The sequence below is a fragment of the Pseudomonas sp. GW821-FHT11D10 genome, assembly GCF_058808435.1.
In genome coordinates this window covers 891,925-906,803 of sequence record NZ_JBXARR010000001.1, presented here as the reverse complement: position 1 = coordinate 906,803, position 14,879 = coordinate 891,925, and the positions used below count along the sequence as shown (strand labels likewise).

Genomic DNA, 14,879 nt, shown 5'->3' with positions numbered 1-14,879 from the left:
ATACTCAAAAACAGCTGAAGGAGCAGCGCCCCAACGGCAGAAAGCTCGCCCTTCGCGGGCTTTTTGCTGCCACCGAGCGGATTAATGAACGGAGGTGTTCCATGTCCGAAAGAGAGTCCATCACCACTCTCCTCACCTTGCTCGATGCCCGCGAAGCACGCCTCGCTGCCGCCTGCAAAGAGATCGCCGACTGGGTCGACCATCAAGGCGGGCACCCCACCGCCCTGCGCATCCGCGACCGGCTGAACGATATCGAAAAGGATACCCCGCTGATTCGCAGCACCCTGTCATCGCTCAAACCGATCGACCGGCCGTTGCCACGCTTCAGGTAGGTCATCGATTCACGGTGCGCGAAAAAAGAACGTCCTTGGTCGTGTGAGGTCAATACCTTTACACGTCACCAAGGAGACGTCTTATGGTCATTCATTTCAAAGTCGACGGGCACCTGGCCTGTGGGCACAAGGGCAACAACCTCTCCTCCAGCAACGAACTCAATCGAGTGAAGTGCCGCAGCTGCCGCAATACCGACGCTTACAAGGATGCGCGCAAAGATCAGCGCAATGCGGCGCGGCGCGCGGCTCGCCATTCAAAGGATGCGCACACGGCGTCCGACTGGCGTTCCGAGTGGATCGAGCGGTTGACCGCGATGGCCGGACTTCAGCGTTTGCCTAGAGGATTTACCGGGCAAGCCTTCGTCTGAACAAAAAAAGGGCCGATTGAATCGGCCCTTTTTGCTGTTCGCTGAATGCCCTTACGATCCAGGCCCCGACATGGAATAACCCGGCCTACTTCGTTTCCTTCACTTGGCAAACGCCATTGGCTTTGTTCTTGCCGGTGTATGAAACATCAGGTGAGCCGTCGGGCATGATCGTCAGCGAGATGGTCACGCCACTGCCTTTGGCTTCGAAGGCGTTATCGTTGAATTTCTTCAGCTTCCCTTCTTTACCGTTGATATAGATCGGGCCGCCCTTGTCAGCGTGGATCTCGATATTGCCAGGGCATGTTGCGTTCAACAGCGGAATGCCCGCTTGAGCAAGGCCTGAAGACATCAGCAAAACGCCCAATAGCAGTCGTTTCATCATCATTGTCCTGTGTCGGGTTGAGCGAGAAAGAAACACTAGCGTTGTATTGGCGCAAGCGGCCCCACGAACATCACCTTTAACCGATCATGTCCGATGACACGTGCCAACTCTGCGATAACGCAGTACATGAATATCAGCGTGATGAGCAATATCTGCACCGCCCAAAAACGAGGCCAGTTCATCGAAGTCCATAGCAGGGAGTTCGCATCCAAGAGGCTCGGGGCTTCTTTCCAGTAGTCGTAGAGCCGTTCCAGATAATGGACGATCAGAGCGACCAGGTTATACATCAGTGTCTTCCAGATCACGTTCCAGATCAGCGGCTTATCGGGAAAACGGTTGATGAAAGGCAGCATATCCGCTACCAGGACAGACTTTCCGAGTATGAGGGACGCTATCAGCACTGAGGCTGAAACCGGAAGATCGACCCCCGACCCTTTGATCATGAGCGAACGAATCAAAGCGACGATATGCAAAATAACGAAAAAAAAGATCGTGGGTGGGAGCACTTTCATGAATTCATGTTTGATCTTGTTCAACACCGCGCTCATTTTGGCGTCCTTGAGAAGTCAAGAAAAACGGATTGCACCAAGACACAGATATCGTGCCTTCAGAACCGCCACGTCGCACCACCGCCGATGATGTGCAGGGCGGCGTTTCGGTAAGTGCCAGACAGCGTTTCCCCGGAACGGGCCTTCGTCTGGTCAACCTCCATATCGCCGAGCCATACAAGGGTATAGGCCGCGTGCACATCCAGTCCTTCATCGAGCTGGTAATTGACGCCCGTAGCCAGACGCCAGGCATCGCCCATGGGGTTGTCGACCGTGCGATCTTTGTCATCCACCGCCGAGCTGTCATAGCCCAGGCCCATGCTCCAGCGCAGACGCGACGTCACCTGGTATTGCGCCCCCATCGAGGCATGCCAGGTGTCCTTGTATCGGCGGTTAGCGGTGCGGCTGACGCCGGTTGCATTGGCGTCGACCTCCACGCCGATTTCGCCGAACTCGCTCCAGTCCTGCCAACCGAGACTGCCCAGAAGTTTCCATTGCGGATTCAGATCGTGGGCGATGCTGAGCAGAACGGTTTGCGGCACCGACATGTCCAGTTCCAGCGAGTCGACATCCAGTCGACGTAATGCCGCATTGATGATCGGGTTGTCGACCTTGCGCACACTGGGGCTGTCCTTGAATTCCAGATCGATCTTGCTGGTGTAGGCCAGGCCGACCTGCGTGCGCTCGCTCAAGCGATAAAGCAGGCCAAGGTTGATGCCTGCACCAACGTCGGTGTCCTTGTATTCGAGTTGACCATCAGGACTATCGCGCAGTCCGAGCAGGTTATTGTTGACCGCCGTTTCATTCCGGTAATAGGCGTACATGATGCGCGGGCCGATGCCGATCGACAGGTCATCGGTGAACTTGTGCGCCAGTGTCGGCTGGAACGAAACACCAATGATTGCCGCTTCCTGGTTGAAGTAGCGGCCGGCCCAATCGTCATCGTAATCCAGGGCCAGGCCGAAGTTGCCGTACATGCCAAAACCGACGGCAGAGCGTTCATCGATCTGGTGACTGATGAACAAACTCGCACCCGGCAGGTACTGCAAGGCATTGCCGCCTTCGTTCCCGTCGAACTGGTTGTTGCTGTCGCGGGAGAACCGTATGTCACCGAGGATCACCTGCCCATTGGCGCTGATCTGAGTGCCCTTGAGCTCTGTGAGACCAGCGGGATTGCTCATCAGCACGCTGGGATCAGTGGCCAGCGCGGCAGCCCCGGCATTGGCCAGGCCGTTACCTTCCTGACCCGCCTCGTAAATCAGAATGCCCCCGGCCCAGGTATTGCCGGTGAGCAGGCCCAGGCTGAGTGCCAGGGAAGTAACATGGAGTCGGCGAACGTAGCGGCTTGTATGCATGACGCGTCCTCGTCGAAGTCATCCATGCAGGACATCAGTTCTTCGAACTAGCCCGGTTTTTGAGTGCATCTTCTACGCGCCCTCATGGCAGGAATGCGTTAAATCAGAAGCGCAAAGAACAAGCCCATTTCAAGGTAGTAGGTGATTAGCAGTTGGCCAGAAACAAAGTCGCCCGGCTTCAAGAATCAAGCGGAACAAATCTGATCATCCGTAATGGCAAGTTCAAGATTCCGCCTGAGGCAAACATTCAAAGAAGATCCCTGAAAACTCCAATTTTTATAAAAATCAGCCAGTTAAAAATCTCCTATATAACCGACAGGAAATTGTCACGCATTTCGCGATGATCGATAACTAAACACTTGAATACCAGGTATACGCGCTGTCACAAGGCGACGAACGGTATTCACACAGCCTTCGCTAACCAGCACGGGAATGTTTAAGCACCCTCTATCCAGCAAACGCCTTAGAACCTGGAAAGTCCAAGGAAACGTCCTACGCTGAATTAGTCCGTCGCTTGGCGTCGGCACTCAATGGAAGGATTCAGCAAGCAGTATGAGGGCCGGTCATGCAAGGTTCACGGAGTGGATTTGGCGGTGCACATTTGCGTCCGCAACGTCAGGCATTGGCGCTGGAGCCGAGAATCCTGTTCGACGGTGCCGCTGCGTCGGCAACTGTTGAGCAGCATCACACCGATCCGGCCGCCCCGCCCGCTGCGGTGGATGCACAAGTCCCCCACGCCACACCGACCGAAGGTCGTGCCGCCACCGAACAGGCACCGTCAGCGGCCCGCAGCCTGCTGGTGATCGACAGCCGCATCGAGAACCGCGACCAGTTACTCGCGCAATTGCCCGGCAATGTCACCGCAATAGTGGTGAATGCCGGTGAGGACGGTTTGGCGGCGATCTCCGCCGCGTTGGCGCAACTGGGCAAAGTCGACTCGATCCAGATCATGTCCCATGGCGCGTCCGGGCAATTCACTCTGGGCAACCGCACCGTCAGTTCGGACAACATCGACTCACTGGGCAAAACCCTCGAACAATGGCGCAGCAACCTGACCCAAGGCGCGGACATTCAACTGTACGGCTGCGACGTCGGCGCGGGGGCTGCCGGGAAAACCCTGGTCAGCGAACTGGCACGCTGGACCGGCGCCGATGTCGGCGCGTCCAGCAACGACACCGGCAGCAGCAAGGCCGGCGGCGACTGGACCCTGGAAACCAAGGTTGGCGACATCGACAAAAGCATCGCCATCAGCAGCCTTGCCATGGCGGATTTTGACGGGTTGCTGGCCGATGCGGCGCCGACCGCCACGGTGTCCACCGGCGGCAGCGATGTGCTGCTGGGCGATCGTTTCACCTTCACCGTGAACTTCAGCAATACCTCGACCCAGGTGGGTTTCGCGCCGTTCATCAACCTGGCGATGCCCGCCACCGGCAAGGATGGCGACGACGGCGTGAATTTCATTTCGGCCACCTATCTTGGGCAAAACCTGATCTCCCATGTGGTGACGTTCGATGCCAACGGCAACGCCACGCACCCGCTGGCCAAGGACGCCAACGGCAACTTTCTGATCATCAACGCGGCGACGTACGGCATGCGCGCCGGTGACAAACTGGTGGTCATCGAGCTGCCCTTCGCCAGCGTGACCAATCAGCAGCCGGTGATCGGCGTGCAGGTCACCGCGAGCCTGAGCAATCTGGCCGACACCGCGTTTTCCAATGGCACTCCCGACCTGACCATTCGCGCCAGCGGCGGCTTCGAATTCGGCAACGATGCGCTGGACAACCCGACCAACGACCCGAGCCTGATTCAGGCCGGCACCGCGGCTTTCGTCGTGCACCCGACGGTGATTACCGTCAGCGAAACGATCAACACCCCGGAAGGCGAAACCGCCACCGGCCCCAACTATGTGCGCACGCTGACCCTGTCGGCCACGCCCGCACCGGGCCAGACGCTGACCAATGTCGTCATCACCCAACCGTTGCCGGACAATATTCAGGTCAATTCCATCACCCCCGGGCCGGGCGGACGGGTGACTTCAATCACGCTGCACGACGGCACGGTGGTGACCAATGCCACGCAGATCGCCGTGCTGATTGCCGCCAACGACGTTTACATCAATTCGTTCACCGTCGAGTACGCCAGCCTCACCGCCAAGACCGATACCGTGGTTGCGTTCTATGTGCCAGAAGTGGATGCCGATGGCCAGCCAGTGATCAACCCGGTGACCGGCGATTCGGTGACCGTAAGCCTGGGCGCGCCAACCGCATCGGGCCAATGGGTGCCACTGGATCCGCGTGACCTCACCGCACCCAATACCTCCATCGACTTCACTGGCACCGGCCAGGCCACACAGTTCATCGCCAAATCGATCACCCTGCTCAAGACCGCGACGATGCAGAACGACGTCGGCCACACCGGCATCAGCCCTGGCGACACGTTGCAATACACCCTCAATCTGGCGATTTCCGACTACTTCGCCTTCGGCAAAGATTTCTTCAACGAAGGCCAACTGGTCATTCGTGATCAACTCAGCGACGGTCAGACCCTCAGCGGCACACCGACGCTCACCGTCACCCTCAACGGTGTGGTGCAGACCATTACCCTGGTCACCAGCGTGGTCAACAATGCCGACGGCAGCACCTCGATGGTGTTCGATATCGCTCAATCGCTGCGCAATGCGTTCTTCAATATTCGCGGCTGGCTCAACGGTGACCTGGCCTTCGACGACACCCTGCAAGGGGCGGTGGTCGCGGTGTTGAGCTATTCGGCGATCGTCGGCCAGACCTACAAACCGCCTTCGGGCAACCCGCACCCGGACATCAACGAAGGCGACGAAGTCGGCAACACGGCAACGGTGGATGGCACGTTGTTGCAGGATCAGTTCAACCTCACCGGCGAAAGCGAAACCGATGGTTCGACGACCACCAGCGTCATTCCCACCAGCACCGTCGATATCAACCTGGTCGAGGTCAATAACGGCACACCGCCTGGCAATGGCGAGTTACGCCCCGGCGATGAAGTGACCTTCGAGCTGAGCTACGACCTGGTGACCGGTGATTACGAGCAATTTAAACTCACCGCGTACCTGCCGTTGCCGCTGTTCAATGTCAGCGGGATTACCTGGGGCACGGGCAGTGATGTCGGCCAATGGCAACTCGGCGCAGGCAACACCAATGCCGGTGGCGTGGTCAGCGTCACCAGTGCCGATGGCAACTCGGTGGTCTTCGATTTCGGCAGCTTTGCGACCAACGCCACCACCGGCAGCCGTATCGTCATTCGCTTCACCGTGCGCGTCGGCGATCAGCCGTTTGCCGACCAGCGTTCGCTGGACGTGCTCGCGCAATCGAGCCAGCAAACCACCCTCACCGACCGCACGCTGATTTCTTCCGACGTGGTGGCGATTGTTTCCGTCGCGGAACCGGTGCTCAACATCAAACACGGCGTGGTTTCCGGCTCCAACGGCACGGTGACCGGGACCACCGGCAGCTGGAACCCGCCCGGCAGCACCGGCGTGCCGTTCAATGGCCGTGTCACCGACCTTTCCGCTGTCGACGGCAACATCAACAACATCGACGGTGCCGACCGCTTGCGTCTGGTCACCGCGATTGAAAACAGCGGCGGTGGCGGCGCTTTCGACGTCAGCACCAGCATCACCCTCCCCGCCGGCCTGAGTTTTGTCGGCGGCAGTCTGGCGGCGGCCAATCTGCAGATTTATCGCGGCGACGGCACCCGGCTGGTGTTGGGTACCGATTACAGCGTCAGCGGCAACCAGATCACTTTCCTCGATGCCGGCGGTCAGGCCTCGCTGCTCGCCGGGCGCAGTGGCACAGCCGCCGACAGCAGTGGTGCCAATGTCGTGGTGATCAGCTATGACGTGGTGGTCAGCGCCACCATCGAAACCAGTCGCACCCTGCAATCCACGGCGACCCTGAGCAATTACGCCAGCGTCAACGGTGGCACCGACTTCACCCCCACCGACCTCACCGACCTGGCCAGTCAGCAAGTTGCCGCGCCGGTGATCGGCAAAGTGTTCGCCGACGGCACGCTGGACAATGGCGACTCCAGCGCCGCCCACACCACTGGCAGCAATCTGGTGATTGGCGAAAGCATGCGCTACGACATCGTCGTCACGTTGCCCGAAGGCACTACGCAGAACCTGCGCATCGAAGACCTGATCCCACCGGGCATGCGCCTGGACACCAGTTTCAACGGTGGCCTCGGCTACCAGATCATCACCACCCGCGCCGGCAGCGGCGCACTGGGCGCAGACTTCGCCGGCAGTGTGCTGGTCGGCGGTTTCGCCGGAATCGGTGGCGCCCTGGGTGGCGATGGCGTCGACGGGCGCTGGACGTTCAGCGTTTCCAGCGTCTCGGCGGACAACCAGACCGGCAACAACACCTTTGTCATTCGCCTGCAACTGGTGGCCAACAACGTCATCGCCAACCAGGCCAACGTCTCGCTGCAAAACAACGCGCAGCTGATTTTCAGCGACCCGGACAGCGACACCCCGAACGGTGCGGTGGCCGTGGACCGCACCGTCGCACTCACTGGCGGGCAACCGACCGTGACCGTGCGCGAGCCGACCTTGCAGGTCAATCAGGTGATCACTTCGTCCTCCGGCCTCGGCGGTTATGATCAGGGCGACACGGTGACCTTCAACATCACCATCACCAATGGCAATGGCAGCACCGATTTCAGTGCATTCGACATCAGCTTCCTCGACACTCTGCCGACCCAATTGAGCAACGTCACGCTGGTCGGCGTGCTCTATCAGAACGGCGCGACCAACAACGGCGGCGTGGGGTTTGAAATCGTCGGTGGCCAGTTGCGCACCGCCAGTGGCGCCAATATCGACATCGCCAAGGGCGGCTCCATCGTTTTGCAACTGCGCGGCGTGGTCAACGCCAGTGCGGCAGCCCTGTCGAATATCACCAACGTCGCCAGCGTGCAGTGGACCAGTCTCGACGGTACGAACGCCGGTGAGCGAAGCGGCGTCGATGGCACGCTCAACGGTGGCACCCTCAATGATTACCGCAACCTGTCGACCCTGTTGATTCCGGTAGCCCAGGCCATCGAGATTTCCCGCGTCGGCGGTTTGCCGGACACCGCAGCACCGAACCCGACCACCGCTGTCGTCGAACAAGTGACCGTCGGTGAAGTGATTCGCTACCGCGTGGTGGTGCTGGTGCCCGAGGGCAACAACCCCAACTATCAAGTGCAGATAACCCTGGCCAATGGTCTGCAGTTCATCTCGCCGGATGCGCTGGTCAATGCCTTGCGCATCGCCTTTATTTCCAACGGTGGGCTGACCAGCGACGCCAACCTGATTGTCGGCGGCACGCTGAACATCGACGGCAACGAGAACAGCCCGGAGGCCCTGCCGATCACCCCGAATCTTTCGGGTCTGGCGCCACAAGGCGTGTTCGATCCAAGCCGTTTGACCATCGTCACCAACCCCGACGGCAGTCAGGTGGTGACGTTCAACCTCGGCAACGTGGTCAACGGCAATGGCAACGATGACGACCTGGAAGGCATTTCCATCGAATTCAACGTGCGCGTCACCAACATCGCCGCCAACGTCGCCGGTGCGCAACTGGCCGTGACCGCGCAGGAAATCGTCAACGGTGCCGGACGCGCAGTCAGTGACACGGTGTTCGAACGCGTGGTTGAACCCAGTTTCAGCGGTCTTGATAAACAGATCGTCGCTTTCAACCCGAACCCGGGCGGCACCGTCGGCAATGCCACGGTGCAACTGAGTTTTACCCAGAACGGCGGCTTGCCGGCATTTGATGCACGCCTCAGCGATAACTTTGCCGGCGGCAGCAATTACACCTTGCTCAGCGTCAGCATCAACGGCGTGAGCTATGGCCCGGGAAATCTGCCGGCCGGGATCAGCTTCAGCACCAGTGGCGGCTTGAGTGTCAACTTCGATCAACTGGACGTCGGCGCGCAGATTCAGGTGCGCTACTCGGTGGACCTGCCCAACTCAACCATCGTTGCCAGCAGCAACGCGACGCTGACCTGGAGCAGCCTGCCGGAAGACTTCACCAGTTGGGGCGGCAACAGCGTCGGGGTCGATGGCACCATTACCGGGGAGCGCGATGGCAGCGCCGTCGGGCCGAACCAGTACATTTTGCGCGACAACGCCGGGCTCGGCGTGATCAGCGGCACGTTGTGGAACGACACCGCCAGCCCCACCGCCAGCGCCACACCGGACGGCGCGGGTCTGAGCGGACAAACCGTGACCCTGACCTGGGCCGGTGCCGACGGCTTGCTGGCAACCACTGCCGACAACCTGCAATTCACCAAGCTCACCGACGCCAACGGCCAGTACCGTTTCGGCGTGCTGCCGCTGGGCGTGTTCCGCATCGACGTGCCCGCCGGGCTGGTCAGCTATCCGCAACCCCTGGGCGATCTGCGTGTGAGGGTCGACAGCGATGCCGGCACGCTGGGCCAGGTCACCATCACCCTGGGTGACGCAGACACGCAAAGCGCCAACGCCGGTTATGTCGAACAGAACGACGCGCCGGTGAACACCCTCCCCGGCACGCAAAACGGCCAGGAAGACATCGTGCTGAGCATCGGCGGCATCAGCGTTGCCGATGTCGATGCCAACCGCGATCCGAACGTCAACGACCGCACGATCAGCGTGATTCTGACGGTCACCCACGGCACGCTGTTCCTCGGCGCCGCGGTGCCCGGCGTCACCGTCAGCGGGGCGAACACGGCGAGCCTGACCCTGACCGGCAACCTCACCGACATCAACACCGCACTGGCCGGCCTGCGATATCTGGGCAATGCCAACTTCAATGGCACCGACACCCTGACCGTCGTCAGCAACGACCGTGGCAACTACGGCGATGCCGATGGCGACGGCATTCCCGGTACAGCGACCGATGCACTGACCGACACCGACACCCTGCAAATCGTCCTCGCAGCGGTCAACGACAACCCGCTCGGCGTCAACGATACGGCGACGGCGGTGGAAGCCGGTGGCCTCAACAACGCGTCCGCCGGGGTCGACCCGCGCGGCAATGTGCTGAGCAACGACACCGACGTCGACATCGCCACCAATGGCGATCAACTGCATGTGGTTTCGGTCGGGCCCGGCGCCGGCATTCAAACGCCCGTGCTGGGCGTCACGGTGATCAATGGTCTGTACGGCCAGTTGATCATCGGCAGCAACGGCTCCTATCAATATGTCGTCGATAACAACAACGCCACCGTGCAGGCCTTGCGTCTCTCCGGCCAGACCTTGCAGGACAGCTTCAATTACGTCCTGACCGACCTTGCCGGTGCCACGTCGAGCGCCACGCTGACCGTGACCATTCGCGGCGCCAACGACACGCCCCAAGGCATCGACGACGATGGCGTGGCCATCGAGGCCGGCGGTGTCAACAACGGCACGCCCGGCAGCAATGCCACCGGCAATGTGTTGACCAACGACCAGGACGTCGACAGTGCCGCCAATGGTGAAACCCGCACCGTGACCGGCATTCGCCCGGTGGCTGAAACCGGCACCGGCAATTTCACTGCGGTCAGCGGCGCGACGGCAGTTTCCGGACTTTACGGCACGTTGACCATCAACCCCGACGGCACGTACAGCTACGTGGTCAACAACAGCAACGCCACGGTGCAGCGCTTGAGCGCTGGTCAGCAATTGGTCGAGTTTTTCAGCTATCGGCTCACCGACACCGGCGGGCTGGATGATGTCGCGCAGCTGCGCATCGTCATTCAGGGCGCCAACGACAACCCGGTGGCCAGCGACGACGCGGCTTCGGCGCAAGCCGCGTCAACCAATGGCACGGCGTCGGAAAGCAACCCGAGCGGTAACGTCATTCAGTTCCCCAGTCGTCCGGGGCCGATCACTCAGCCGGGTGGCAACGGTGTCGATCAGGACGTCGATGCCAATGATCAACCGAGCAGCCAGTTGCAGGTCAACGGCGTGATCAACAAAAGCGAGGCCAGCTACAACCCGGGCGTCGATGTCCTGAGTGGCGTCGCGACGGGCACCACGTCGGCCAACGGCACGGTCGTGGTGGGCCTCTACGGCACCTTGCGCATCGGTGCCGATGGCTCGTTTTTCTATGACGTGGACAGCACCAACGCAGCGGTTCAGGCCTTGGCCACCGGGCAGACCCTGACCGAGTTCTTCACCTATCGGGTGACCGACACCACCGGCCTTACCGACACCGCACAACTTGTCATCACCGTGCGCGGCGTCAACGACCCACCCGTGGCGCAAAACGTGATCGCTGTGGCCACCGAGGCTGGCGGCCTTGGCAACGCCACTCCGGGGGTCAACCCTGCCGGTGACGTCACCGCCAATGACACCGACCCCGACGGCGACCCGCTGACGGTCACACTGATCAAATCCGGCGCCACCGCTGATCCGGGCACACCGGTCGCGGTGAACGTCGGCGGCACAGTGATTGCCGGGCTGTACGGAACACTGACGATTTTCCCCGACGGCAGCTACGTCTACGAAGTCGATAACAGCAATCCGGACGTGCAAGCCCTGCGCCGCAACGTTGATCTGCTGTTGGAGCGCTTCACCTACACCGTCAGCGATGGCGTGGGTGCGACGCCGGAAACCGATACCGCCGAAATCATCGTGCTGATTCGCGGGCAGAACGACAATCCGGTCGCCAACGATGACGCCGGCGTAGCCATCGAGGCCGGTGGATTGAACAACAGCCAGCCGGGGCAGGATCCCACCGGCAATGTGCTCGACAACGACACCGACGTCGACGGCGGCGAAGTCCCCGGCGATCTGCCCAACCACGACTATGGCGAAACCCGCGCCGTGTCCTCGGTACGCACCGGGACTGAAGCCGGAACCGGAACGGCCGGCACACTCGGTACGGAACTGCGCGGGACCTATGGCTGGCTGACGCTGAATGCCGACGGCAGCTACAGCTATCGTCTGGACAACAGCATGGCGGCGGTTCAAGCCTTGCGCGCCGGTAACAGCCTGCTCGATTCGTTCAGTTATGAGGTCCGGGACGCTGCAGGTGCCACCGACCGTGCCACGTTGAATATCAGCATTCAAGGACGCAACGACACGCCCGTCGCGCAGGACGACAGCAATACCGCCGTCGAAGCGGGTGGCGCGAACAACGCCACGCCGGGCCTCAATCCCGGCGGCAACGTGCTGGCCAATGACACGGATGTCGACCGCAACGGCGAAGTGCTCAGCGTGACCGGCGTCAATCAAGGCTCTTCGGTCGGGCTGATCGGTGCCGGGTTCAAAGGCAACTACGGCGTCCTGACGTTGAATGCAGACGGCAGTTACAGCTATGTGGTCGACAACTTCAACCCGCAGGTCCAGGCCTTGCGCAGCAATGCCGACACCCTGACGGAAACCTTCACCTATCAGATCCGTGACTTGGCGGGCGCTACCAGCACAGCGACGCTGACCATTATCGTTCGCGGGGCCAACGACAACCCGATCGCCAGTGATGACAGCGCCGTAGCGGTCGAGGCCGGCGGGACGTTCAACGGCACGCCGGGGGTCAACCCGAGCGGCAACGTGTTGAGCAACGACAACGACGTCGATGCCAACGATGCAAAACTGGTCACCGGGATTCGCGGTGGCAGCGAAGCGGCAGGCGGCACCTTCACCAACGTCGGCACCGCGCAAACCTTCAACGGTTTGTACGGCACCTTGACGATCAATGCCAACGGCACTTACAGCTACGTGATCAACAACAATCTGGCCGTGGTGCAGGCGTTGAAAGTCGGTGATTCGCTGGTGGAAACCTTCACCTATCGTATGCGCGACATCGCCGGTGCCACCGACACCGCGCAATTGAGCATTCGCATCGATGGCGCCTGGGATGCGCCGGTCGCGGTCAACGACACCTCGGTGGCCGTGGCGGACAACGGCAACGGCAATGGCGTCAATCCGAGCAGCAACGTGTTGCCCAATGACACCGATGTCGATCAGGGCGACAGCAAGACCGTCACCGGCATTCGTTTCGGCACCGAACTGGCCGGCGGCAGTTTGTCCGCTGTCCCGGCAGGCACCGACAACAGCAACGGCACGCTGATCAACGGGCTCTACGGGCAATTGATCATCGGTGCGGACGGCAGCTACACCTACAACCTCGACTCGAGCAATCCGGCGGTTCTGGCGTTGGGGCCGCTGCAGTTTCTCAACGAACGTTTCACCTATCAGGTCAGCGACCGTGGCGGGCAGACCGATCTGGCGGAAATCCACATCATCATTCGCGGGCGCAATTCGGCGCCGGTGGCCAACACCGACACCGCAACGGCCGTCGAGGCCGGGGGCAGCAACAACACTCAACCGGGGATCAATCCCGGCGGCAATGTCTTGAGCAACGACACCGATGCCGAAAGTGATCCGTTGTCGGTGATCGGCATCCACACCGGCACGGTCAGCGATATCGGCACCGTGGGCCGCGTCGGCACATCGCTGCGCGGACTTTACGGGGATCTGCTGATCAATGCCGACGGCAGCTACACCTACACGGTCGACAACAATCTGGCCGCCGTTCAGGCCCTGCGCCAGAGCGGTCAGACCCTCAACGAAGTGTTCACCTACACCATTGTCGACCGTTGGGGCGACACCAGCACCGCCGAGTTGCGTATCACCGTCGATGGCCGCAATGACACGCCGGTCGCCGTTGATGACCGCGCCACAGCGGTCGAGGCTGGCGGCGTCAACAACGGCACCCCGGGCAACAATGCCAATGGCAACGTGCTCGACAACGACACCGACGTCGACAGCGTGGCCAACGGTGAAAGCAAACACGTGCAGAGCGTGAGCAACCAGGCCGGCCAGTCCGCTGGCGCCGGGCAAGTGTTGATCGGGCTCTACGGGCAACTGACCCTGAACGCCGACGGCAGCTACACCTACGTCATCGACAACAACAATCCGGTGGTGCAGGCCTTGCGCACCGCCGGTGAAACGCTCAGCGAAACCTTCACCTATCGCATGGTCGACACCGCCGGGGCGACCTCGGATGCTCGCCTGACCGTGGTGATCCAGGGTGCCAACGATGCACCGGTGGCGCAGAACGACAGCGGCTTCGCCAGCGATCAGGCCCCTGCCCCGCAAACCACCGGCAACGTGTTGCCCAACGATGGCGACGTCGACAACAACGACGGTCTGACAGTGGTCGGTATCCGCACGGGCGCCGAGGCGGATTCCGGGACCGCTGGGGTAATCGGCCAGCCGGTCATTGGCCTTTACGGCACCCTGGTGTTGAACGCCGATGGCAGCTACACCTACACCATCGACCAGAACAACCCCGCCGTTCTGGCCGCCGCCGGTCTCGGGCAGATTCTGCGCGATGTGTTCACCTACACCATCAACGACCGCAACGGCGCCAGCGATCAGGCAGAACTGGCGATCACCCTCGACATCGCCACGCCGTTCATCCCGGCGCCGGACGGCGACAACCTCGAACGGGACCCGAACACCCTGAATCGCAACTTCCTCATCCCCGACCCGCAACCGGCGATCTTCGTCACGCCAGTGGTCGAGCGTGCGGCGCAAGTCTCCGAGCTGTCGGCGTGGAGCGTCGATGGCAGCAACCTGCGCCTGGCGTCGGTCGGTGAGTTCAGCAGTGAATCGGTGGGCAATGGCCTGGGCCTGGTGCCGGGCCAGTTCGTGTCACAAGCCGTGCGGACCAGCCGTCTGGAAAGTGAGCTGGATCAGTTGTGGATTCAGGGGCGTCAGGGGCGGACCGGGTTGAGCGCCGACGGGCTGCTGAGCGATCCCTCGTTGTTCACCCTCAACCCGGCAGACCTGACGCACAACCCTGCACACGTTGAAAAACACGCTGAAAAACCGCGAGCCAAGGGCTTCAGCGCGCAATTGCGCGATGCCGCGCAACGGCGCTCGCCGCGATAACGCCGTCGAACTG

6 protein-coding genes are annotated in these 14,879 nt (G+C 61.2%); 3 read left to right on the top strand and 3 right to left on the bottom strand.

All coding sequences use genetic code 11. From position 1 onward, the window contains the following. Positions 1–101 precede the first annotated feature (101 nt). Both AC1RT4_RS04270 and AC1RT4_RS04265 read left to right on the top strand, forming a co-directional pair. Positions 102–332, top strand: a complete 231-nt coding sequence (locus AC1RT4_RS04270; protein ID WP_007958902.1) for a hypothetical protein — start codon at positions 102–104, stop codon at positions 330–332. Between the two features lie 83 nt (positions 333–415). After that, complete coding sequence (locus tag AC1RT4_RS04265; protein ID WP_493083744.1) at positions 416–700, top strand: hypothetical protein; 285 nt, start codon at positions 416–418, stop codon at positions 698–700. An 85-nt stretch (positions 701–785) separates the two neighbouring features. Here AC1RT4_RS04265 and AC1RT4_RS04260 read toward each other — a convergent pair whose 3' ends face one another. Genes AC1RT4_RS04260 through AC1RT4_RS04250 form a run of 3 tightly spaced genes read right to left on the bottom strand, consistent with a single transcriptional unit; the run spans position 786 to position 2,985 of the window. Continuing rightward, a complete protein-coding gene (locus tag AC1RT4_RS04260) occupies positions 786–1,079 on the bottom strand; it encodes a hypothetical protein (protein WP_493083742.1) in 294 nt (97 codons plus the stop codon). Between the two features lie 38 nt (positions 1,080–1,117). Continuing rightward, positions 1,118–1,630 (bottom strand): hypothetical protein, encoded by a 513-nt coding sequence (locus AC1RT4_RS04255; protein ID WP_493083740.1) that lies wholly within the window; start codon positions 1,628–1,630, stop codon positions 1,118–1,120. A 59-nt stretch (positions 1,631–1,689) separates the two neighbouring features. Continuing rightward, a complete protein-coding gene (locus AC1RT4_RS04250; RefSeq protein WP_493083738.1) occupies positions 1,690–2,985 on the bottom strand; it encodes an OmpP1/FadL family transporter in 1,296 nt (431 codons plus the stop codon). 565 nt (positions 2,986–3,550) lie between these two features. Here AC1RT4_RS04250 and AC1RT4_RS04245 point away from each other — a divergent pair. Next, positions 3,551–14,866 (top strand): cadherin-like domain-containing protein, encoded by an 11,316-nt coding sequence (locus AC1RT4_RS04245; RefSeq protein WP_493083736.1) that lies wholly within the window; start codon positions 3,551–3,553, stop codon positions 14,864–14,866. Positions 14,867–14,879 lie beyond the last annotated feature (13 nt).